This is a genomic window from Bacillus sp. ISL-34 (assembly GCF_018613325.1).
In the GTDB taxonomy this organism is placed as follows: domain Bacteria; phylum Bacillota; class Bacilli; order Bacillales; family DSM-1321; genus Peribacillus.
Genome location: NZ_JAGGQJ010000039.1, coordinates 1 through 24,064, shown reverse-complemented (window position 1 = coordinate 24,064; position 24,064 = coordinate 1). Strand labels below are relative to the sequence as shown.

Below are 24,064 nucleotides of genomic sequence, written 5' to 3'. Positions count from 1 at the left end.
TGTTTCTGAGTCTTTTGGTAGCTTTTCTGTTAACTTAATTTACAAATACACAAAGGAATCCAGCAATAAAAGAATCGGAAGTACATTCGAATGAAACATCAAGTACGGGAACAACTCAACTGTCTCAGAAAAAACGAATCAAAAAAAACCAGAAGAGGATGTTTAAAGAAATGAAAATAAAATTGACTATTGGGCAGGACGAATATATTGCCACTATGAATGATAGTAAAGCGGCGAAAGATTTTATTGCCCTGCTTCCAATGAAGTTGACACTTAAAGACTATGCGGGGACGGAAAAGGTAAGCGACCTTCCAAAACGACTGTCTACGGCTGGTTCGCCGAATGGTGCCACAGCTTCTATTGGAGATATTACGTACTACGCTCCTTGGGGAAATTTGGCCATTTTTTATCGGGATTTTGGTCATGCTTCGGGTCTTATCAAGTTAGGTAGTATTGATAGTGGTGGTAAGAAGCTTGCTTCATATAAAAAACCTATAGATGCACAGCTAGATATCGAAAAGTAGGAGGTCATTAAGAAGACAAAGTAAAAAAGGAGCATCCCCATGTCTAACACAAATGTTCTTTTTTTACTTTGTAGCCTTTGAACTGATGGTCATAAACTTTTGTTAAATCACAAATCAAATAGCGAAAAGACTGTAGGTATTGTAGACAGATCAACTTATGAGTTTTATTTAAAAAAACCAGTTAAATCCATCTGTTGAAGGAACAACAAGTAATACAGAGTCTTAAATATTATTTATACTAAAAGAATTAAATGTAAATAACACCTATAATCTCTTCCGTAAATACCGCTTTTAGGTTCACTAACATATGTACAAAAAGTCGTATTTATATATGAATATTAATTCTAGAACCCTTGCTATCGAGCTGTATCAATTTTTTAAAATCATACTATCCGTTTCAACTTAAGCTAACGGAGCAAGAGTCTAATAAGTGGAATTGTTGTGACAACTCCTCTTAAAATTGTGCTAAACGAGTGAAATGCCGTTGAAGGAAGAAAGTGTTTGGGAGTATGTAGCAGGGTTAACCCTGCTTTCCACATTAATGAAAGATATAATAATAAACAATATCTTATAAGGAGTTCAAAAATGATTTCTTTAAGCATACTAGATTATTCTCCTATAGATGAGGGATCGAATGCACCTGAGGCACTATGGCAAACAACGGAATTGGCGAAGTACGCAGAATCCCTCGGGTACAAACGATTTTGGGTATCCGAACATCACTTTGTTGATTCAGTGGCTAACAGCAGTCCTGAATTGCTTACGATGCATTTAGCATCTTCAACAAAAGAAATACGAATCGGATCTGGTGGCATTATGCTTCCACATTACAGTAGTTATAAAGTAGCTGAAAACTTTCGAATGATGGAAGCTCTCCATCCAAATCGAATTGATATAGGAATTGGGAGAACACCAAGTTATCGAATTGTAAATCAAGCATTAAATGAGGGGAAAAGCAAGCGACAATCATATGATCAACAGGTAGTTGACCTAAAAAAATATTTTACAGACAATACAGTAGATGAACATCGTTTTCAGTCGCTGATTGCTACTCCACGAATACCTACTAAACCAGAAATGTGGATGCTTGGAACTGGTGAAAAAGGGGCCGAAGTTGCTGCAACTCAAGGGACAGGATACGTATTTGCACATTTTGCAAAGCCAGGAACAAAAGGGATACGTACCGTAAAAGGTTATCGAAATAAATTTGAGCCTTCTGCTTTTCTACAACTTCCTAAAACAATTATTACATTATTTGCAATTGTCGAAGAAACGGAAGAGAAAGCTGAGGATTTAGCAAAAGCATTTGACCTATGGTTACTCTTTGTAGAGTCGAATAACCAACCGCCATATTATCCATCCATTCAGACAGCAAAAAATCGCGGTTTCAGTTCAGTTGAAGAACAAAAAGTAAGACAAAACCGCAAGCGAATGATTGTTGGAACACCTAAGCAAGTAAAAGAGGAAATTGAAAAGATAGCAGAAGCTTTCGAAACCGACGAAATAATGATTATACCTAATGTGTCAGGAGTCGAAAATCGAAAGAAAGTCATTCATTTGCTCGCAAAAGAATTTAAACTTCAAGAAAGGAAGAATTAGCATGGAGAATATTTTGCCTCGTTGATTCTGTCTAGGGCTTCTATCCTGAACAAGTAAACAAAACAGAGAAATTATTGTATTTCTAAACCAGAATAAAGATATAAGTGATAAATAGATAATAAACAACGGGCGCAAGAGTTTGATAAGGTGATGATATATACTTTCCATTTTTATTGAGGTTACGTGTTAGGATAGAAGAAATAATAAATCTAAATAGAAAATAGAACTAAAATTCTTTAAATGGGAGTAATTACATAAAGTATTTTCTCCAAGAACTCCTAAGCAAGCTGCTGAGTCTATCCTTTTGTTAGCACGCTTGGAAAAGGACCTAACGGGGGATTTTTTAGAGATGAAAAACGAATGATTGGTAACAATATAGTATGAGCGAATTATTTGGTGGCCACACCATAAGGACTTATCGTTGATCTTCCCCATAGGATCATATTCTGAAATAACTCTTTAAGGGGACTTTACAGTTACAATTGAAAATTTAATTAAAAGAAAGAGTTTTTTGTTTAATTATCGCACAGTAGGAAAAACATGAATTGAACTTTATACTCGGCACGATGTCTGTACATGAAAAGTATCGTGGAGAAAACACTGTGCCTAATCGGACAATAAAATAGGAGTTGCTTAAGGCGTGTAAACTGATAACAGTTTTGACTAATTTTCTTTGCTTCTTCTGGAACATCTAGTACCCGATAAAGACTTGCTCAACAATGCTGCCCCAATCGCAATTTTGCAAAAAATATAATCGAATTAGTCGGGGGAGAACAAAATTTCAATCGTCATTATTATGAAATGGCAGTCTTGACGGAATTAAGGGAACATGTTCGGGCTGGTGATGTTTCCATGGAGAGAACCAGCAGCCTTAACGAAAGACTAAAGTGGTTGTCTGCCAATTTCAACAAATTAGATGGGGTTTCTCTTGAAAAAGGAAAACTGTCATTTTTACGCTTGCCAAGAATAAAATTAACCGATCTACTTATGGATGTTGCCCATATAACAGGATTTCATAAGCAATTCACTCATGCTGACAATAATCGAAAACCTGATAAAGAAGAAACGATTATTATCATGGCTGCCCTTTTAGGAATGGGAATGAATATTGGATTGAGCAAGATGGCTGAAGCAACACCCGGACTTACATATAAGCAACTAGCCAATGTGTCTCAATGGAGCATGTATGAAGACGCAATGAATAAAGCCCAAGCCGTATTAGTAAATTTTCATCACAAGTTACAACTGTCTTCCTATTGGGGCGACGGTACAACATCCTCGTCAGATGGTATGAGAATGCAGCTAGGTGTTTCATCACTACATGCAAATGCAAACCCACTTACGGAACTGGAAAAGGAGCCACCTCCTATCGGTTTACGAGTGATCAATTCTCTTCTTACTACACAAAGATTATTCATACTAATTCAAGGGATGCAATTCATGTTTTGGATGGTTTATTACACCATGAGACTGATCTAAACGTAGAAGAACATTATACAGACACGTCTGGTTATCAATACCTTTTTTAAAAAAAAATCAGAATTAACATGTGATCTTTCAGTGTAAACATGTATTTAAGGAATGATTTAAAAATGTCTAACGATTTAAAGTCGTTAGCCATTATCTTCCATTTAAGCGCCCGATCCTTATAAAGAAAAGCACCCTTTAAGTACAACCTTTCATAATCTGTAGACCTTCTTCATTTAAACGTAGCTCTCTCTCATTCGGTTTATATCTACTCTAGGTGGAAAGCCAAACATTCGGGAATATTCTCGACTGAATTGCGATTGACTTTCGTAACCCACCCTGAATGCGACATCAGCTACATCTGTTGACTTAGCTAATAACAAGCGCCTAGCTTCCTGCAATCTTAATTGTTTTTGAAACTGAATGGGACTCATAGCCGTTACCTCTTTGAAATGTCGGTGTAGCGATGAAACACTCATATTCGCTATTTCGGCAAGCTCTTCAATTCGAAAAGACTCTTCATAATTATTGATGATATGGTCTATAACCTCTCTTATTCTAGAGGCATTGCTACCTTCTAATGCCATTTGTTCAAGCACTACGCCATGTGGTCCTTGTAAAATCCAATAGAGAATTTCTTTTTTTAATAATGGAGCAAGAACGGGGATATGTTTCGGATTCTCTAATAAACAAACTAACCTGAGTACTGCGTCCAACAAAGATGGTTCTACTTCGCTAACAAACATAGCTCGTTTCGAGTTCTTTCCCTGTCCAGATTGAATATCTGTGTCATTTAAAACCTCTAAAACTTGGCTCGATGTAAATTCAAGTTTTAGGGCTAAATATGGAGATTCTATTGAGGCTTTGATAACTTGCCCTGTAACTGGCAAATCAACGGATGCCACAATATAATTACCAGGACCGTACAAAAAGCGGTCCTCTCCCAATAAAATCTCCTTCTCTCCTTGGAGGATAATGCAAAAAGATGGCTCGTTAACCCTAGAAATGGGTTCAGTAATAATGGATTCGCGGATGAGAAATAAAGATCGAATAGGGGTCAGGTGAACACCGTCCTGCTTTGAAAAGCGCTCAATTAGTTTAGCAAGTTCATATTGCTGTTTGTAAGTTTTCTCAGACATTACTTATTCTCCTTTTTCTTCATCTTCGGTTCATTATACCTGATATTCATTGATTGAGTAAGAGAGTTTGAGAGGATTAGGCAAAAAATTGATAGTAATGTGATAAGGATTTCATTATTATTTATGACATAATTAATTGTAAATAGGTCACGATAAACGTGGCAAATAAACAAAAGAGAGGGAACAATCAAATGGAGTATGTAAAACTTGGTAATACAGGATTAGACGTATCTCGACTTTGTCTTGGATGTATGGGCTTTGGGGACGCTAACAAATGGCTTCACCAATGGGTACTTAGCGAAGATGACTCTCGCCCCGTTATAAAAAAAGCCCTCGAGTTAGGGATTAATTTTTTTGATACAGCAAATGTATACTCACTTGGTACAAGCGAGGAATATCTTGGACGAGCTCTTAAGGATTATGCGAATCGTGATGAAGTTGTAATAGCAACTAAAGTACACGGACAAATGCATGAAGGTCCAAACGGATCTGGTCTTTCCCGAAAAGCAATTATGAGCGAAATCGATAAAAGTCTTAAGAGGTTGGAAACTGATTATGTAGATCTTTATATCATCCATCGCTGGGATTACAATACCCCTATTGAAGAAACGATGGAAGCATTGCATGACGTGGTGAAGGCTGGAAAAGCAAGATACATAGGTGCTTCTGCCATGTACGCTTGGCAGTTCCAAAAGGCATTACATGTGGCAGAAAAAAATGGTTGGACTAAGTTCGTGTCCATGCAGAACCATTTAAACCTAATATACCGTGAAGAGGAACGAGAAATGTTGCCTCTTTGTAAGGAAGAGAAAATTGGTGTCACGCCATATAGCCCTCTTGCATCAGGGAGATTAACGCGTGACTGGTCAATAACAACGCATCGTTCCGAGACAGATCAAATTCAAAAATCTAAATACGATGCGACTGCGGACGCCGATCGATTGGTTGTGGAGCGAGTAACATCCATCGCAGAAAAACATAGTATCCCTCGTACACACATCGCACTTGCCTGGTTACTACAGAAAGAACCAGTAACAGCTCCCTTAATTGGCGCTACGAAAATACCACATCTTGAAGATGCTGTAGGTGCTTTATCGGTTAAGCTAACACCTGAAGAAATTGCGTTTCTTGAAGAGCCATATGTACCACATCCAATAGTTGGTTACAACTAAGTGTTTACTGATAAATAGAAGAAAACCCAGTCTTCCATAATGGTAAGGTTGGGTTCTTCTTCTAAATCTTTTAGAACCCTTATTGGTAAACTAAACTGCCAGTTAAACTAAGTACAAACCTTCACAATCTTTTCTAAACATTAACATAAATATCTAATTTTATTTAAAGGTGCTGTTCAAAATATCGCCGCGGGTCAGTTACTAATCACCGAAGCCGGTTGGTCACAAAAACAAATAGGAAAATATACAATTTTCACTAATGATAAAGCAGCAAACGAATTAATTCATCTATTACTATGAACATTCATATAAGCTAGGGAAATTTCATGAGACATACAAATTTGGTTTCTGGCGCAAAAAGAACAAAAGTTTTGCTATTGGAATGTGGGTTTGAATTATAGAAGAAACTCGTCAAAAGATTAGCCTTTGCTCTCGTTGAGCCACTTTATACATTAGGATTAGGAACTATAGCATTCTTTCATTTTGGTATTTACTATTTCTTGTAAAATAATGGTAAAGTTAATTAGATTAATTTTTTAAAGGGAAGTCAATTTTCAAATTATAACAGCACTAGAGCAGAGCTTTGGAAGGACAGTTTGTAATTAACTACGGCTAACTACTCGAGGAGACACAATAGGTGAAACTTCTTAAAAAGAGTAAAAAAACCTCAACGGAATACCATCGAAGACTATTATAGATGTTCAAATTGCTGACTTGGTAACCGGGGCTGTTTCAAGAAAACTGAATAACCCAGATGGGAATAACCACAAAGATGTGTTTGCCAATTATGTATTGAATCGACTCAATGTTGATTATTTACGGCACGAAGTCAGCGAAATTGATCACGCTAAGACGGCTGCGAATATTGAATTCAAGGAGAAGCAGGACATATTTTTACGTCCACATTTTTGAGTAGAGGCAAATTTCCCTTCATCATTTAAGAAAAATAATCCTAAAAGTAGGCGATGTTATGACCGATTATGTATTCATAAAAATCTTGAAGGAAAAAAGAATACTCGATATTCCCCACATTTCCAAAGATTCGTGTCAGCAGCCGGCCGGCTCCTTTATTTATTAATTTTCCCTTTACCTTCCGAATCGTAAAACAGCGCAGGCCGACTAACCTTCCACCCAGTAGGGCACCCGAATCTTTTCGGCAGGAAGCTAAGACGGCCGGTCAATCGATCAAGGGGCAAAAAACTTTTGATTAAGGGCGATTGCCTATGCGTGTTTTTCGTTCTACTTGTCAAAGGGGAAAAATAATCAAGCTTCAAGATATGGGAAGCTAGTGGATTATCTTTTAGAAGAACAAATAAGATCAGAACGTGATTTTATTAAGGAAAATGGGACTTAACTGTTTTTAATTAAAAGGTGATCTAGTTAATGGGGAAATCAGTAATAATTAAAGAGAACCCTGAGTAGGTCGTTTATATGCTGTTTTTTGATAATGTAGGATTTTTTCCTTATTTAGCAATCGGGCCATTTTCCTGAATAACACTTGATTGAGAAATTGGATATTTTAGTAGGATTTTAGCATTTTTTGATGTTGGTTTAAATAAGTTCGATTAAAAACAACTCACAAACCAATGCTTTACGCTAGATGAAAAGAATCCATTTAGAAAGATTGATCAATATGGATTCTTTTCCAGCAGTTTTAAGTTTTGGTCTTGCAAAAAGCTAAATTATTATAGCAGGGAATTTCCACAAGCAAACCTGTTTCAAGCTAAAGTTGACTGGTTACAACGTTTTCATTTTTATTAAATCAATCTTTTTAAATAATGCTTTGTTGTTAGATCAGCTTATTGCATGACCTGAGCGATTGCATTGACAAATTTTTTGACTGTTTCATTTGCTTCTTTGGAATACAGTAAACCAAAAGGCACACCCGCCCCATTCCAATTAAGAGGAATTGTGACAAGTGAAGGATGTATATTCGCCCATCCATCTAACGTTAATAGAACACTCCCTGTTTGTGCACAACGGTTAAAAACTTCTAAATCATAATAATAATCGGTATCAATAATTTGAATAGTAGGATGGTTTGCTTCAATATATGCCCGGAATTGATCATTGGGATTGCTGTCTCCTGCTCGAACCATCATTAAATGTTCCCCATGTAAATCCTCTAATTTGATGATCTTCTTATCAGCTAGTATATGATTTGATGATACAGCACAACTTATCTTATATTCGCTTAATGGGTAAAGATTACAATACTCTAACCACTGATTCGAACCAAAAGCACCAATAATACAATCGAACTGTGTTCCCAGAGACTTTATCGTATCCATAATTGTATTTTTATCATCATCAAATGGGATGATTTGTAATTTGAATTGCGGATAAAGCTCACTGACTTTATTCCATGTAGGAATAAATGATTTAACTGGGTTTAAATAGGAACTACCAATTCGAATGATATAAGGTGAATCAGCAGCTATTTGACGAGCTTTTTGAACAGCATCACGAGATAGGCTCATGATTCGTTTGGCATCTTCATAATAAGATTGTCCAGCGGGGGTTAATGAAATACCTTGATTGGATCGCTCTACAACAGAAATTCCTAATTGATCTTCTAACAAATTGATTTGCTTCATAATAGCAGTTGTGGAAAGAAATAATTTATCTGCAGCTTTATTAAAACTTCCGCTTTCAACTACCGCAACAAAAATTTCAATCTGACGACTATACATAAAAAGCCTCCGTATAAACCTATAGTTTAAACCACATTAACTTTTCTGAGATTCATTGTCAAATATTGAAGGCTTATAATGAAATACAGAATGAATTGACGAGGAGGAATTTGGAATGCAAAAAGTAATTTTAAATAATGGTGTTGAGATGCCTAAAATTGGCTTTGGAGTTTTTCAGATAGAGGATGCACAAATTTGCGAACAAGCAGTCTGTGATGCAATTGACGCAGGATATCGTTTAATTGATACAGCTTCTGCTTATTTGAATGAAGAGGCAGTCGGCAGAGCCATCAAACGGAGTGGTGTGCCAAGAGAAGAATTATTTATCACAACTAAACTTATCATTCAAGAACAAGGCTATAAAGAAGCAAAAGAAGCATTTGAAAAATCTTTAAAAAAACTTCAATTAGATTATTTAGACTTATATCTTGTTCACCAGCCATTAGGAGATTACTATGGCTCATGGAGAGCGTTAGAGGAACTATACAAAGAAGGGAAAATTCGAGCGATTGGTGTGAGTAATTTTTATCCTGACCGTTTGATCGACCTCATCCAACACAATGAGATTGTTCCAGCCGTTAATCAAGTAGAAACACATCCCTTTACGCAACAAATTGAAAGCCAAAAGATTATGAAAGAGTTTAACGTACAAATTGAATCATGGGCACCTCTAGCTGAAGGGAAAAATAACATATTTGAAAATGAAAAGTTACTCCAGTTGGCAAATAAATATGGAAAAAGCGTAGCGCAAATTATTTTGCGTTGGCTTGTCCAAAGAGATATTGTAGTAATTCCGAAATCAATTCATAAGGAAAGAATCATTGAAAATATCAATATTTTTGATTTTGAACTTGATAAATCTGATATGAATCACATTAGTACGTTAGATACAGGTGAGAATTTAATCGTTAACCACCGTGACCCTGATTTAGTCAAATGGTTTGGTACGATAAAATATGATATTTAATATTATTTATCACACAAAAAACCGATTTCCAATCAGGATTCGGTTTTTCAATTTAAAGACCAAAGGAGACTAAACGTATGACTAAACAGAATAACCTACTTATCCTAATCTTGACTGTAGGAGTTTTCGGTATCCTAACTACTGAAATGGGAGTTGTGGGGATATTACCTTTACTTGCTGAGCATTTTGATATCACTGTATCCACAGCAGGGCTGCTAGTGAGTCTCTTTGCACTTGCTGTAGCCATATCTGGTCCCATTATGCCGTTATTGTTTTCAGGTATCAACCGCAAGAAGGTAATGCTTCTTGTTCTTGGCATTTTCATTGCAGGTAACATTGTCTCAATATTCGTATATAACTTTCCCCTATTGTTACTTGCTCGTGTAATCCCAGCTTTTTTTCATCCAATATACTGTTCGTTGGCTTTGACAGTAGCTGCTACGTCTGTTAGCAAGGAAGAAGCACCAAAAGCTGTTTCTAAAGTAATTTTGGGTGTAACCGCAGGGATGGTACTTGGTGTGCCAATTACTAATTACATTGCTAGTTCCACTTCATTAGAAATGGCTTTTGTTTTCTTTGCCATCGTAAATGCGATTGCCTTCATCGCTACATTGATATTTGTTCCCTCCTTACCTGTTAAAGAAAGGCTTTCATATGGAGCTCAAGTAAGTGTGTTGAAAAAGCCAATTTTTTGGTTAGCTATAGCAACAGTAGTATTTATAGGTTCGGCAACCGCAAGTGTTAATAGTTTCATTGCAGAATATCTTGAAACTGTTACGAATATATCAGGCAAAACCTTAACTTTGGCATTACTAGTATTAGGCTTAGCTAGTCTAGTTGGAAATTTAGCAGGAGGAAAGTTACTTACTAAAGATGCTATTAAAACAGCTACATTTTTTCCAATCGCATTAGGAATAGTTCATGTTTTGTCATTCGTTACAGGTAAGTCCACTGGCCCTATGATGATCACGATTGTGTTGTGGGGGATATTATTTGCAATGGGAAATAATGTTAGTCAATATTGGATTACTTCTGCTGCTCCAGATGCTCCAGATTTCGCTAATGGAATATTTTTATCAGGTGGTAACTTAGGAATAACAATTGGCACTGCAGTAGCGGGATTTTTCATATCGGGGATGGGCACACAATATATCGCATTAGGAGGATTGCTATTTTTGATATTGAGTTTAGTATCTATTGTACTAAGAAACTATATGTTTAATCCTAAAACCAAACAAATTGATAGCTAACAAGGAGGATCAAGAATGAATAGACCTTATGTTATTATACACACACATACGTCTATCGACGGCAATCTGGATATTATGGATTTACGAGAATTTGAAGAAGCGAGTCAACAATATCAGGAACTTTCACTGGATCCTGCAAAACAACAATTAGAGTGCTATTAAACAGGCATTAGTGATGTTTTATGATGTCTGGTAATGCTAAGAAGTATGTTCCGTACACAAGTTCACCCATGGGAACGCGAACAATATATGTCCATGTATTAGAACTTCATCAGGAATTGATATTTGAGCGAACCGCATAATGAAGTGAATGATCTATTGTTATATTGGGAGCGATTTGAGATTCTATAATATTATAGAAGAAACACGGTGGAATATAGAAATTGTAAGATAATTCTATTACTGGATAATTGTATGCAATTGTGTACTGGATTTTATAATACCCATAAACCACATTGTGTGACCAACATAATATGAATGACCACAAATTTTCTATTTGGTTATGATATGTCATGAATACATAGGAATGATATATTTTTATGCAAATAAGTAAAAGTAACAAAGTGGAGTGTAGCGAAAATACATGAAATCGGCTTTTTAAACGGATCATGTAATTAAAAGCAATGGAGAACTCTTATTTAATAGGGTTCTCCATTGCTTTTTTCGATTCCGATTTATTGGATGTCATCCACGAAGGGGTTATAGGACTTGAACAGCGTTAATCATTTTTCCAACCCTTATCTCAATAATAATAATATGGGGGATTGGCCTGGTATTGATAGTTGTATGCGGGGGCATTATACATTTGGTTATCATAGTGATTAATGTATTGAGGATATTGCTGCATCTCTTCATCGGTTCGATGGCAGTTGGCTGGCGGACCGATGAATGCTGAGGGCTGAACCGGTGCAATTGCTTTTTTCCATTGGTTTTCATCCATGCAATAAGTATGTGCCATAATATTTGCAGGCGTCAGTTTCAAGATATCCGAACCGAGGATCACCTCAGGTGTTGGTGCATTAAAAATGGCGAGCAAATGAGTATTATCCGTATTAGCCACTTCATAATGCCACCAACCTTGTGGGACGTTGGCTACTTGACCGGGTTTAATAGGATAATTTTGTATTTGCTTTGTAAAAGGATTCAGTAATGAAACGGTTGCCGCACCAGAAATGCAATACACTAGCTCTGCTGCATTTTGGTGATAATGCGGTTCTATGACATTGCCTGTACTAAGGTAAATATCTAATAAAGAAACATTTTCGAGGGTATTTAATTGTTTGACACCTAATACATTAATATAGTTTTGATTGTCTTTTTTCATGAAATTACTTTTATTAACATCGAAAAAGTATTGTGTGGCTGGTGAAGTATAGTCCATATAGGAGACCATGAATTTATCATTCCTTTTTTAAGACTTGATTTTTCAGGATATGTTAGATCTCATTTTAATGTGCAATAACCCAGTGCGTTATGCCTATAGAGGATGATACTGTCATGAATGAATGATAGGCAGTGACTCCGTGTAACGGATTAGCTATGGTTATTATATCAATATTATTTTATATATTTTAAAACTGAAACTACTAAACTGAATTATTAATTTAATCAAACTTTTGATAAGCGTAATTTTCCCATTGCATGAATTTAAATTACAGTGATATAATTTTCTCTGTGATTTTAAAGTTTAACATAGGAAGTGGCTAAATTGTCGAACAATTCAAAAGAGAGTAAATTCGTCCCGTACGTCTCTGCATCTAAATCTCTACCGGAAATGACTGCAACTGCAATCATTCTAGGGATCATTCTTGCAATCGTATTCGGGGCGGCAAATGCATACTTAGGCCTACTTATTGGTTTAACTGTCTCTGCTTCAATACCCGCAGCGGTAATTTCAATGGCTATCTTAAGAGGGGTTTTTCGCAGGGATTCAATATTAGAAAACAATATTGTGCAAACGATGACCACGGCAGGTGAGGCTATTGGTGCCGGTGCTGTATTTACCATTCCAGCATTATTCATGTGGGACATGGACGTGAGTCAAGCATTCATCATTTTCGTTGTATTAACTGGGGGATTTTTAGGGGTCTTCATGATGGTTCCCCTTCGCCAGCTTTTGATTGTAAGGGAACATGAAACATTACCTTATCCTGAAGGCACGGCATGTGCCGAGGTCCTGAAGTCAGGAGAAAAGGGGGGTACAAGCGCCAAGCTAATCGGAGCCGGTTTGGTTATCGGCGGTGTTGTTAAAGGGCTTGGTGATGGGTTTAAGCTTTTCAAGACAGAGGTTGAAACAGGAATCACGAACTTTAAAAATGCAGTGGTTGGTCTTGATGCCTTTCCTTCCCTTTTAGGTGTAGGTTATATTATTGGACCGCGTGTTGCAGGACAAATGCTAGGCGGGGGTTTATTAGCCTGGGTCGTTCTAATACCGGCCATCAGCTTTTTTGGCGGCAGCAATGGAACAGCCATTTTCCCTTCTGATGTACCGATCGGTGAATTGGATGCATGGGGAATTTGGGATAATTATATACGCTATATTGGTGCTGGTGCCGTTGCAACTGGCGGATTGATCACATTGATCAAAACATTACCAATACTTTTCAGTTCAATTTTTGATACTCTTAAAGGTGTAAAAGCCAATAAAGGACAACTAAAATCAGGTTCGATCCGTACAGAACAAGACATACCGGCTAAATATGTTTGGTTGGGAACGATCATCGTTATTTTAATCATTGCGTTCACGCCTATAACAGATGTAGGAATCATCGGTGCGATTGCAATTGCGATTTTTGGATTTTTATTCGTGACAGTGGCTTCAAGGGTTGTTGGAATCGTCGGAAGTTCATCTTCCCCTGTTTCTGGAATGACGATAGCCACACTATTGATTGTAGCGATTGTCTATAAAGCTACCGGTTTTACTGGTACGACGGGAATGGTAGCCGCTTTAACCGTTGCTGCGATCATTTGTACAGCACTTGCGGTTTCAGGTGATGTTTCTCAAGATCTAAAAACAGGATATATCGTCGGCGGAACACCATGGAAACAACAAGTTGCCATGATGATCGGTGTTGTTGCGTCAGCTTCTGTCATTGGTTTTATCCTGGTTCTGATGGATAACGCATATACGATGGGATCTGCAGAACTGCCTGCACCTAAAGCGGCACTAATGAAAATACTTGCTGAAGGTGTTCTTGGAGGGGATTTACCTTGGACACTCATCTTTATCGGTGCGGCTATTTCGATCACATTAGAATTTTTCGGTCTGAATTCGCTTGTTGTTGCAGTCGGCATTTACTTGCCGGTTCATACTAGTGCCCCAATCATGATCGGTGGATTTATTCGTTTCTTCGTTGAGTTCTTCTCGAAAACAAAAGAAGCGCTTAAAGCACGGGTTGATAGAGGTGTATTATTTGCCTCTGGTTTAATAGCGGGTGAATCATTGATTGGTGTACTTATTGCCATATTGATTGCAGCAGGTGTCCAAGTTCCGGCTGCGGCTAAATTAGCCAGCAATTTGCTACCTTTCCTACTATTCCTTGCTCTAGCTGGATTGCTATGGTTCATATCCAGTAAAGGGAAAAAAGAAGATGCTTCGTAAACGCCAATCAAAAAAGAGGAACCTGTTAACCATGGTTCCCCTTTTGGAAAAACGCGTAACTATGATACAAGAATCTTCGGAAGCAACTTTTTTAGTCATTCAAAGGACCAATTTTGTGGAACGGATTACAATTCGTTTCTTTAAACAACCATCAGTCCGTAAAATCAAGCTTGATAAGTTTGGGGCATATGCCATTAAACAGATGGAGCTCCAAAGGAATGTAAATCAGATTTCTGAAGCGATGAGTGAACATTTTGGTGAGGAAGCAGAACCAGCCTTACCGCGTTTGATGAAATTTCTGGAAATTCTAGAAGCTCATGATTGGATCATATGGGATGACGAAGAAGAAAAATGAAAAAAGCTGAAGCACTTTTTGATGCTTCAGCTTTTTTCTGTTTTGAATTTGGTAAAACAAAAACTTTCATAGGTTTACGACATTCTAATAATAACATTATATATATTATATTCTTGTACTGTTAGTCATGATGAATAAAGCAGAAATATTCATCTTAAGTAGAGCAGGTGGGTTATTATGGGAAGAGTACAAGGTAAAGTAGCATTAGTGACAGGTGGAGCTTCAGGTATAGGGTTATCCATATCCACACTAATGGCTAAAGAAGGCGCAAAAGTCGTGATTGCTGATTTTAACGAAGCAGGAGCAAAAGAAGCGGCCGAAAACATTAAAAAACAAGGTGGGGAAGCGGCTGGAGTATTCTTGGATGCTGGACAAGCAAGATTCCATCCAGGCAGCAGTCGACTTTACCATTGAACAATATGGAACGTTTACGGTACTTGTTAATAATGTGGTTTAACTAACCTGCATAAAGATCTGGATGTCTTGAATTTAGATTTGGAAGAATGGGACCGACTTATGGATGTGAATTTAAAAAGTGTGCTATTGGGAAGCAGGTTTGCGATTCCTCACATGATTGAAGCGGGAGGAGGTTCGATAATCAATACGGCCTCCATGGCTGGATTTACAGGTGACTCCGTACGATCTGCATATGGTGCGTCCAAAGCGGGGGTAGTGAATTTGACCCGTTATATCGCTGCCCAGTATGGTAAAGATCATATTCGTTGTAATGGAGTGGCACCAGGCCTTATTTTAACTCCTGCAGCGAAAAATAATATGCCTCCGGCCGTACTCGATATTTTTGCCAAATTTAATGCATTGCCATATCATGGTGGAAGCGGATGATATCGGATATACCGTTCTATTCCTTGCATCTGATGAGTCCAAATTCATTACAGGTCAGACGATCCAAGTGGAAGGCGGTCATTATATGGCCAACCCAAGCATCTCTGATTTTAATGATTATGTAACTAAAGCAAAAACAAATTAATTGTCTAGACATTCCTATAACAAAACCTTACCCTGGATTAGATCAACCTTATCCGGGTTTTTCAGGAATCCCTTTATTGAAAAAACATGAAGCAGGTGCATATAACAATGGAAGAAACGAATTATGATGAAATGCTGAACATCAAAACGGAAGGGGAACAAAATAAATTCAATGATTCTTTGCATTATCACCGATACGAGCCTACACCATATAGCGCATTAGAACATTTATTCAAAAAATATGCACTAAAAAGAAATGATCGCGTTGTGGATTTTGGATGCGGCAAAGGACGCTTGAATTTTTTTATCCATCATTTATATCAATCATCTGCGGTTGGCGTGGAGATGAATGAAGATTTCCATAAAGAAGCGATCGAGAATCTGAATGGCTATATGAAGAAAAGGAAAAACAACAATGGCAATATAGAATTCCACTGCTGCTTGGCGGAAGAATATGATATTGATAAGAAAGACAATCGTTTTTATTTCTTTAACCCGTTTTCGGTACAGATTTTCATGAAAATCATCAATAACATATTGCTTTCCTTTGAAAAAGAACCGCGCCAAATCGAACTTATATTATTTTATGCTTCACAAGATTATATTTTTTTCCTCGAAAATCAAACCGCCTTCGAGCTGAAAGACGAAGTGATGTTTCCTGGCTTGACTGAATCTAATCCTTATGAGAAATTCGTCATATACCAATTGTTAATTTGAATGGATACTCGTTCGTCAGTGATAATCAGCAAATATTAAAAGCACCCAAGCGATATTTCATTGATGCTTGGGTGCGATGAGTGAACAAGCCATTAAGGGTGCTTAATTTGCAGCATATTGTAAAATCTTTTCAGGGTGTGGCTCATATTGTTTTTCTATATAAATTTGATGCCAAATCATAAATGTTAAAATGGTCCAGAGCTTCCGGCTGTTGTCCGCTTTATTATTCACATGGTTTTCAAGTAATTTCATAATTTGCGCTTTGTTAAAAAGATAGTCAGTCGGACTTTCCTGAATTAACCTTACTGCCCAATCGTATAATTCATCCTTTAACCAATGGCGTATCGGAACAGGAAAGCCTAGCTTCTTTCTGCTCCATACATGTTCCGGCACTATCCCTCGGGCCGCTTTTCTGAGCAGGTATTTGGTCGTTCCATTTCTTACCTTTTGATCCATACTAAGTTTTGAAGCTGTATTGAAAACGCATTTATCCAAAAAGGGAACCCTCACCTCTAAAGAATTCGCCATGGACATTTTATCTGCCTTCAATAAAATATCACCTTTTAGCCAAGTTTGAATATCAATGTTTTGCATTTGGGTAATAGGATCATACCCTAAAGAACTTGAATAGATGGGATTTGTCACTTTCTTATTTTCTAGACCGTTGAGATAATTCACCAGTAAAAGTTTTTTCCCTTTCTCGTCGAATATGTTTGCGTTTCCGATATATCGGTTTTCTAAAGGTGTCACTCCGCGCTCTATAAAACTCTTTCCTCTAACACCTTCTGGCAAAGCAGAGGAAAGCGCCTTCAACACTTTGTTCAACGGTGCTGGTAAATAGGAAAACATACGCAGGGAATGGGGCTCCCGGTAAATATTATATCCGCCGAATAACTCATCTGCCCCCTCACCGGACAAGGCGACCGTGACGTGCTTTTTAGCTTCACGGGCGACAAAATATAGTGGAACGGCAGCGGGGTCAGCTAAAGGGTCATCCATATGCCAAATGATCTTCGGAAGTTCTGCCAAGAATTCTTCAGGACTTATGATATAACTGATATTTTCTACATGTAGAGCGGCTGCTGTTTCCTGTGCAACGTTTATTTCACTATATCCATCTCTTTCGAATCCTACGGAAAAAGTTTTGATCTTAGGGTTAATCTCTTTTGCAATGGAGCAGATAAATGATGAATCAATCCCGCCTGATAGAAAAGATCCGACCGGAACATCACTTCTCATATGGACGTTCACGGAATCCAGCAGAGTTTCCTGTATTTCTTTTATGACCTTTGAATCTTCTATATTGGAAGGGTGAAAACTAGGTTTCCAGAACCTTTTTATATCCATCTTCTTTCCAGGCTCTTTAGTGAAGTAATGCCCAGGTAATAACTTTTCAATATTTTTGGATAGTGTGGATGGTTCGGGAACATATTGAAAACTAAGAAAATGCTGTAATGAATTCACGTCCAGCTCTTCATTCATGGCTGTCAAAATACTCTTTTTTTCTGATGCAAAGTAAGTAACATCATCTTGTTCACAATAGAAAAAAGGCTTGATTCCAAAGTGGTCTCTTGCACCAAAGAGCTTTAGCTCGATTTTATCCCAAATGACAAAAGCGAACATGCCGCGCAATTTCTGGACGGTTTGCTCTTTTTGGCTACTATAGAGAGCCAATATTACTTCCGTATCAGAATCTGTCGTAAACTCATATCCTTCTTCAATGAGTTCTTTCCTTAGTTCGATGTAATTATAAATTTCGCCATTAAAAATGATCCAATATCTTTCATTTTCATATGAAAGCGGTTGGTTACCATTATCTATATCGATTATGCTTAATCTCCTGAATCCAAAATTCACGAAATCATCAAAAAAATATCCTTCATCATCCGGGCCCCTATGGGTAATGATCGTGTTCATCTTCTTGATCGTTTCTTTCATATTTGAATTTATGGCTTTCGGATATTCTTGAATACATCCAACAAAACCGCACATAAAATCCACCTGCCTAATTATTTAATAGTAAGGGATTTCCTAGTAACTTTTATCGAGAAATAAAATAGGTATAAAGTTGAGTATCAATCTAAGTAATAGTATATCCCTAGTCTACTAGGTTAGGTTATTACGCTATATTTGTCAATTTTACTCATTTAATGAATGTTTTTGTAAGTATGTAAATACCTACCCAGACACACAACGAAAAGAGGCAATCGTCATGATTGCCTCTAGAAGAAAAGCCAGTTTGCCTACAGTTTTTACTTTTGAAAAAGTACCAGTTGATTTCAGAAATCCGCTCCTTTTCCGCAGACTGTCTGCCAAGCCTCATCAAAGCAAGTGGCAGTGGGGCCTCTGCTAGCCAGTTATTCGGCTGGAGTTTCGCAATAATCAATAGTTCCGCTCGATGACAAAGTGTGCACGATCGCCTCTAAAGAGAGTTTTAGAGAATTCAATGACCGATCCATCATTCTCATATGTGTAGGTTTCCAAGGAAAAACAAGGTGAACCGTTCGGTACATCCAATTTGTCAGAAATGGAATCATCGGCAAGGGAAAACTCCAAGTGTTCGACCGTTTTTTTTACTTTTAAATTGAATTGTGTTTCAAGTACTTTAAAGAGTGATTTTTCGCAGGCTTCGATATTAAGCCCAGGTGTTTTATACCAAGGGAGAAAGGCAATTTCATATTGAAGGGGGATGTCGTTTACGTAACGTATCCGTTCCAGTTTATTTACGGGGTCTCCAATATTTTGTTTGAAAAGCTTCGCAAGGGTAGCGTTTGCTTCAATCACCTTTAAGCTAATGACCTTTGTAGAAGGGTTTTTTCCTTGCATCGTGACTTGCTCAGAGAACTTTTCAACCGTGCTTGTAAGAAATTGCTTCACTTTATTCTCCGAAACGAAAGTACCTTTGCCTTGAACACGGTAGATGTAGCCTTCGACGTTCAATTGCTGTAAGGCCGTGCGAACTGTTGTCCTGCTTACTCCGTATATTTTACAAAATTCAGCCTCGGTCGGTAATTTTGTATTCGGTTGATATTCGCCATTTTTTATGAGATCGATAATCGATTCCTTAACTATGGAATGCAATGCCGCTTCTTTATTCATGGTCTCCACAGTGATTCCTCCTATGTTCATTCCCAATATATACATATAGATTATCTCGGATAAGTTCAATAATCAACTTTAAATCGAAAATTTGTAGTAACAAATTAAAAATTGTGTTGATATTTTTTAGATTTGTAACTACAATATATGTATGGAGGTAATAATACCCATTTCATATAGCCTTTCAAGGGAAGTGATAAAACAAAGTAACATCGCTTATTAAAAAAATGCGGTTTAGTCTCACTTTAAAATACTGAATAATCAATCATTAAAAAAAGGGGGGTATTGTCAATGAATATCTTATTATGTTGTTCTGCAGGAATGTCTACTAGTTTATTAGTTACCAAGATGGAGGAAAGCGCTAAAAAACAAGGGGTGGAATGTCATATATGGGCTGTGGGTTCTACTGAAGTGAATAATGAAATAGATAAGGCTGATGTGATTTTATTAGGTCCGCAGGTTAGATATCTTCTTTCCAAGTTACAGGAAGCGGGGAAAGAAAAGGGAATTCCAGTCGCAACCATCAATCCAATGTTCTATGGACTATGTAATGGTGAGGAAGTACTAAAACAAGCCACCACTTTAATAAAAGGAGAATAAGGATATGATGACTTTTATTGATAAGTATATTATGCCTGGGGCGGTAAAGGTAGGAAATAACCGGCATTTGCTTGCAATTCGTGACGCATTGATTGGAATGATAGCGATTACAATGATCGGGTCATTCGCCGTCCTGTTTAATAATCTTGGGCAAGTCATCAAACCTTATGGAAGAATGATGGAGGCCATTTTCGGTCCAGCATGGAATACGCTTGGCGGTGATATTTGGTTTGGAACCTTTGCATTCATGACGGTATTCGCTGTATTCGGAATCTCTTATAAATTGGCGCGTTCATACGGTGACGATGGTTTTGAAGCGATGCTGGTATCCGCAGCCTGTTTCTTCTTATTATTGCCTCAAATCGGAAATGTCACTTTAACCATCGATGATAAGGATGTTACAGGCGGGGCATGGGGTTTTGTAAGCGTGAACTATTTTAATGCTACAGCCCTATTTACAGGAATTGTCGTTGCCTTGATTGCCACTGAAATATTTGTGAGACTTTCCCGAGTGAAGTATTTAGTCATCAAGCTTCCTGACGGGGTACCTCCTGCGGTGGCCCGTTCATTTGCAAAGTTAGTGCCGGGTATGGCAACGATCTTTATCGCTGGTATATTCGGACTGCTGTTCCGTAAAGCTACGGATGGGCAGGTATTGAATGACTGGTTGAGTAAAGTGATTGTGTCTCCATTACAAAGTGCAGTAGATTCATTGCCATTCGCTATTTTACTAGTATTTCTAGTTCATTTATTATGGATGATCGGTTTGCATGGACCCAATATCCTTGGTGGGATAACGACACCGCTTTTTGAAAGTTCGGGAGTGAAAAATATCGATTTATATGCAAAAGGCGTCAAAGACATGGACCAATACGGGGTATTGGCGGGTTCTTTCCTGGATGCATTTGTTTATTTAGGCGGATCTGGTGCAACATTGGGCCTGATCATTGCAATGATCATTGCCGGCCGGAAACGGTATAAACAAATGATTGCACTCGGAGGGGCACCAGGAGTGTTCCAGATTAACGAACCCATTCTTTTCGGATTGCCTATCGTTCTGAATCCAATGTGGTTCATCCCATTTGTTCTCGGCCCGGTAATTACAACGGTGATCTCTTATATCGCGGTAAGCAGCGGAATGGTTTTCCCGATCGTTGCTAAGATTCCATGGGTTACCCCTCCGATTGTCGGTGGATTCCTGGCCACAGGCGGGCATGTGTCTGGTGCGGTCTTGGCTGCGATCAACTTAGTCATTTCAACAGCGATTTATTTACCATTCGTTTATGCTCAAGTGAAGATAGACTCCAAAAATAAAACAGAGCTTACAAAAGATTCAGAAACGCTAAGCGTTTAAGAAAGTAGTGATGAAAATGGAAAAAGAAGAATTATACCAATTATCCTTTCAATTGATTTTATATAGCGGGAATGCGAGAAGCTTTGCAATGGAAGCGATGCAGGAAGCAAAGAAAAGGAATTTTGATTCTGCCCGCGTGAAAATAGCCGAGGCCGAAACGGAATTACTGCAAGCGCATAAATACCAAACCCAATTAATCCATGCTGAAGCGGGCGGGGACCATTTTGATCTTCCCATTATCCTGGTGCATGCCCAAGATCATTTAATGACAGCGATGACTTTAAAAGATCTTGCAATAGAAATGATTGACCTACGTGAAGAATTCCTGCATGCGGATGCTGTGAAGGAGAGGACTGCTGAATGAGCAAGGGGCTGAAGATTGTCACGATTGGCGGAGGTTCGAGCTATACGCCTGAACTGATCGAAGGTTTCATCAAATATCATGAAGAACTTCCCGTGAGTGAAATTTGGCTTGTGGACATCGAAGCGGGAAAGGAAAAGCTTGAAATTGTCGGGAATTTGGCAAGAAGGATGATTGAAAAGGCTGGTGTGAATATTGATGTCCATCTCACGCTAGATAGGAAGAAAGCGCTTAAAGGCGCTGATTATGTAACAACCCAGCTGCGGGTTGGCCAGCTCGCGGCAAGGGCACTTGATGAAAAGATTCCATTGAAACACGGAGTGATCGGACAGGAGACGAATGGACCTGGAGGGCTTTTCAAGGCTTTTAGAACGATTCCCGTCATTCTGGATATTGCTCATGAAATGGAGGAATTATGTCCGGAAGCATGGCTGATTAACTTCACGAATCCTGCAGGAATGGTAACGGAAGCAGTTCTGCGTCACAGTAATATTTCCAAAATCATCGGCCTTTGCAATGTGCCGATTGGTATGGAACGAGGTGTTGCGGATTTGATGGGTGTAGAGCCATCAAGAGTCCGGATTGACTTTGCTGGCTTGAACCATATGGTTTACGGCTTGGATGTATTCGTTGATGGCGAGAGTGTCAAAGACCAAATCATCAATTTGATTACGGATCCAGCTAAAGCTGTCACGATGAAGAATATCCATGCAATGGGCTGGGAGCCGGAATTCCTTAGAGCGTTAAACCTGTTTCCGTGTCCATACCACAACTACTATTATAAAACGGGAGATGTGCTTGCCCAAGAATTGAAGGATGCAGAAAAAGGGGAAACACGTGCAGAGGTCGTTCAAAGACTTGAAGCAGGTTTATTCGAGCTATACAAAGACCAGGAACTGGCTATCAAGCCGCCGCAGCTTGAAGAGCGCGGAGGTGCGTACTACAGTGATGCGGCTGTTCGGTTGATTTGCTCGATGCATACGGATAAGCGAGATATTCAAGCGGTAAATACGGTCAACCATGGTACGATTGAAGGCATCCCTTACGGCTCGGCGATTGAAACCAGTTGTGTGATAACTAAGGATGGTCCTAAGCCAATCAATGTAGGAGAGCTTCCTGTCGCTGTCCGCGGATTAATTCAGCAAATCAAATCCTTTGAAAGGGTAGCCATCGAAGCTGCAATTTCGGGGGACTATGATACTGCGTTGCTAGCCATGACGATAAATCCACTCGTTCCAAGTGACCGGGTTGCAAAACTTATCTTAGACGAAATGCTGGAGGCACATAAAGATTATCTGCCGCAGTTTTTTGAAAAAAAGGAGTTGCAGGATAATTTATCATGATTGAAGTTCTTGTAAATGCAGATGATTTCGGGTTAACTAAAGCGGTGAATTATGGGATTTTGGATAGCCACAAATATGGAATTGTCAATTCGGCAACGATCATGATGAATGCGAAAGCAACGGAGCATGCGATTGAAATCGCAAAGAAGACACCGTCGTTGAAGGTAGGTATACACTTAGTGCTGACATGGGGGAAACCTTTATTGAGTGATGTTCCGAGTTTGGTTGACGAATCTGGTTTCTTTAAGAAGCAGGGGATGGTATATGGGGATCCTGACAGTATTTCCTTATACGAATTGGAGAGGGAGTGGTCAGCTCAAATCGAAAGATTCTTGGAATTTGGTCTATTCCCGACTCATTTCGACAGCCATCATCATGTACACGGGATCACAGCATTTCTACCTGTCATTAAAAAGCTGTCAGATAAATATGGATTGCCAGTGCGTAATGCCGGAAGGCACCTTGCTGGGATTCAAACCGTTACAGATGTATTCCTGGATGATTTTTATGGAGAAATGGTGGTTGAAGATTACTTTCAAAACTTGAAGGGGAAGGTAATGGATGGGGCGAGCGTGGAGATAATGACTCATCCTGCTTATATGGATGAAGAATTGATGGAAGTCTCCTCTTATAATGATAAACGCTTAAAAGAAACCCGTATTTTGACAAATGCAAAATTACCTGAAGGATTTTTCCTTAGATTCAGCATCAACCAAGTTAACATTTGATTTCCTATATAGCCATTTAATTATAAAAGAGGACCAATCATCAAATTGATGATTGGTCCTTTTAAATTCAATGAGTGCTTTATCTCAAATTAATAAGCCAGGCTGAAT

General features: G+C 38.3%; 20 protein-coding genes and 2 pseudogenes. 17 read left to right on the top strand and 5 right to left on the bottom strand.

What is annotated here, in order from left to right; all coding sequences use genetic code 11:
* Positions 1-170 precede the first annotated feature (170 nt).
* The 3 genes and pseudogenes from J7E52_RS24615 to J7E52_RS24605 form a co-directional block, all read left to right on the top strand.
* Positions 171-524, top strand: a complete 354-nt coding sequence (locus J7E52_RS24615; protein WP_214750979.1) for a cyclophilin-like fold protein — start codon at positions 171-173, stop codon at positions 522-524.
* 585 nt (positions 525-1,109) lie between these two features.
* Positions 1,110-2,123, top strand: a complete 1,014-nt coding sequence (locus J7E52_RS24610; protein ID WP_214750977.1) for an LLM class flavin-dependent oxidoreductase — start codon at positions 1,110-1,112, stop codon at positions 2,121-2,123.
* A gap of 783 nt (positions 2,124-2,906) precedes the next feature.
* Positions 2,907-3,637 (top strand): annotated as a pseudogene (locus J7E52_RS24605) (Tn3 family transposase); the annotation flags it as partial.
* Positions 3,638-3,826: 189 nt separating this feature from the next.
* Here the strand turns inward: J7E52_RS24605 and J7E52_RS24600 are convergent.
* Positions 3,827-4,729: an AraC family transcriptional regulator gene (locus J7E52_RS24600; protein WP_214750975.1), complete on the bottom strand. Its 903-nt coding sequence runs from the start codon at positions 4,727-4,729 to the stop codon at positions 3,827-3,829.
* 191 nt (positions 4,730-4,920) lie between these two features.
* Between J7E52_RS24600 and J7E52_RS24595 the strand changes: the two genes are divergently transcribed.
* Positions 4,921-5,901, top strand: coding sequence for an aldo/keto reductase (locus J7E52_RS24595; RefSeq protein WP_214750973.1), 981 nt, complete (start codon positions 4,921-4,923; stop codon positions 5,899-5,901).
* A gap of 1,799 nt (positions 5,902-7,700) precedes the next feature.
* Here J7E52_RS24595 and J7E52_RS24590 read toward each other — a convergent pair.
* Complete coding sequence (locus tag J7E52_RS24590; RefSeq protein WP_214750971.1) at positions 7,701-8,594, bottom strand: LysR family transcriptional regulator; 894 nt, start codon at positions 8,592-8,594, stop codon at positions 7,701-7,703.
* 115 nt (positions 8,595-8,709) lie between these two features.
* Between J7E52_RS24590 and J7E52_RS24585 the strand changes: the two genes are divergently transcribed.
* The 3 genes from J7E52_RS24585 (at position 8,710) to J7E52_RS24575 (ending at position 10,973) form a co-directional block, all read left to right on the top strand.
* Positions 8,710-9,561 carry an aldo/keto reductase gene (locus tag J7E52_RS24585; RefSeq protein ID WP_214750969.1) on the top strand — a complete coding sequence of 284 codons (852 nt, stop codon included), beginning with the start codon at positions 8,710-8,712 and terminating at the stop codon, positions 9,559-9,561.
* A gap of 77 nt (positions 9,562-9,638) precedes the next feature.
* Positions 9,639-10,811: an MFS transporter gene (locus tag J7E52_RS24580; protein ID WP_214750968.1), complete on the top strand. Its 1,173-nt coding sequence runs from the start codon at positions 9,639-9,641 to the stop codon at positions 10,809-10,811.
* Positions 10,812-10,826: 15 nt separating this feature from the next.
* Positions 10,827-10,973: a hypothetical protein gene (locus J7E52_RS24575; RefSeq protein WP_214750966.1), complete on the top strand. Its 147-nt coding sequence runs from the start codon at positions 10,827-10,829 to the stop codon at positions 10,971-10,973.
* Positions 10,974-11,553: 580 nt separating this feature from the next.
* On the opposite strand, the gene J7E52_RS24570 is transcribed toward J7E52_RS24575, so the two are convergent.
* On the bottom strand, positions 11,554-12,204 hold the full coding sequence (locus J7E52_RS24570) for a cupin domain-containing protein (RefSeq protein WP_214750964.1): 651 nt from the start codon (positions 12,202-12,204) through the stop codon (positions 11,554-11,556).
* A 315-nt stretch (positions 12,205-12,519) separates the two neighbouring features.
* Here J7E52_RS24570 and J7E52_RS24565 point away from each other — a divergent pair, with 315 nt between their 5' ends.
* The 5 genes and pseudogenes from J7E52_RS24565 to J7E52_RS24550 all read left to right on the top strand — a co-directional run bounded on the left by J7E52_RS24565 (position 12,520) and on the right by J7E52_RS24550 (position 16,471).
* The gene (locus J7E52_RS24565; protein WP_214750962.1) at positions 12,520-14,412 is read left to right on the top strand and encodes an OPT family oligopeptide transporter; all 1,893 of its coding nucleotides are present in this window, start codon (positions 12,520-12,522) and stop codon (positions 14,410-14,412) included.
* Positions 14,402-14,767, top strand: a complete 366-nt coding sequence (locus J7E52_RS24560) for a PqqD family protein (protein WP_214750960.1) — start codon at positions 14,402-14,404, stop codon at positions 14,765-14,767. The genes J7E52_RS24565 and J7E52_RS24560 overlap by 11 nt, the downstream gene beginning before the upstream one ends.
* Positions 14,768-14,944: 177 nt before the next feature.
* Positions 14,945-15,610: pseudogene (locus J7E52_RS24555) on the top strand (SDR family NAD(P)-dependent oxidoreductase).
* On the top strand, positions 15,594-15,755 hold the full coding sequence (locus J7E52_RS27165; RefSeq protein ID WP_286198065.1) for an SDR family oxidoreductase: 162 nt from the start codon (positions 15,594-15,596) through the stop codon (positions 15,753-15,755). Before J7E52_RS24555 ends, J7E52_RS27165 begins: the two are co-directional and overlap by 17 nt.
* Before the next feature lie 107 nt (positions 15,756-15,862).
* The gene (locus tag J7E52_RS24550; RefSeq protein WP_214750958.1) at positions 15,863-16,471 is read left to right on the top strand and encodes a methyltransferase domain-containing protein; all 609 of its coding nucleotides are present in this window, start codon (positions 15,863-15,865) and stop codon (positions 16,469-16,471) included.
* A 102-nt stretch (positions 16,472-16,573) separates the two neighbouring features.
* On the opposite strand, the gene asnB is transcribed toward J7E52_RS24550, so the two are convergent.
* Positions 16,574-18,463: an asparagine synthase (glutamine-hydrolyzing) gene (asnB, locus tag J7E52_RS24545; protein WP_214750956.1), complete on the bottom strand. Its 1,890-nt coding sequence runs from the start codon at positions 18,461-18,463 to the stop codon at positions 16,574-16,576.
* A gap of 390 nt (positions 18,464-18,853) precedes the next feature.
* Positions 18,854-19,570 carry a GntR family transcriptional regulator gene (locus J7E52_RS24540; RefSeq protein ID WP_098371373.1) on the bottom strand — a complete coding sequence of 239 codons (717 nt, stop codon included), beginning with the start codon at positions 19,568-19,570 and terminating at the stop codon, positions 18,854-18,856.
* A gap of 291 nt (positions 19,571-19,861) precedes the next feature.
* Between J7E52_RS24540 and J7E52_RS24535 the strand changes: the two genes are divergently transcribed.
* Genes J7E52_RS24535 through chbG form a run of 5 tightly spaced genes read left to right on the top strand, consistent with a single transcriptional unit; the run spans position 19,862 to position 23,956 of the window.
* On the top strand, positions 19,862-20,170 hold the full coding sequence (locus J7E52_RS24535; RefSeq protein WP_048684685.1) for a PTS sugar transporter subunit IIB: 309 nt from the start codon (positions 19,862-19,864) through the stop codon (positions 20,168-20,170).
* 4 nt (positions 20,171-20,174) lie between these two features.
* Positions 20,175-21,524 carry a PTS sugar transporter subunit IIC gene (locus tag J7E52_RS24530; RefSeq protein WP_214750954.1) on the top strand — a complete coding sequence of 450 codons (1,350 nt, stop codon included), beginning with the start codon at positions 20,175-20,177 and terminating at the stop codon, positions 21,522-21,524.
* Positions 21,525-21,540: 16 nt separating this feature from the next.
* Entirely contained in the window at positions 21,541-21,888 is a 348-nt protein-coding gene (locus J7E52_RS24525) for a PTS sugar transporter subunit IIA (protein WP_214750952.1), read from the top strand.
* Positions 21,885-23,228: a 6-phospho-beta-glucosidase gene (locus J7E52_RS24520; RefSeq protein WP_214750950.1), complete on the top strand. Its 1,344-nt coding sequence runs from the start codon at positions 21,885-21,887 to the stop codon at positions 23,226-23,228. The genes J7E52_RS24525 and J7E52_RS24520 overlap by 4 nt, the downstream gene beginning before the upstream one ends.
* Positions 23,225-23,956 carry a chitin disaccharide deacetylase gene (gene chbG, locus J7E52_RS24515; RefSeq protein WP_214750948.1) on the top strand — a complete coding sequence of 244 codons (732 nt, stop codon included), beginning with the start codon at positions 23,225-23,227 and terminating at the stop codon, positions 23,954-23,956. Before J7E52_RS24520 ends, chbG begins: the two co-directional genes overlap by 4 nt.
* The last annotated feature ends 108 nt before the right edge of the window (positions 23,957-24,064 follow it).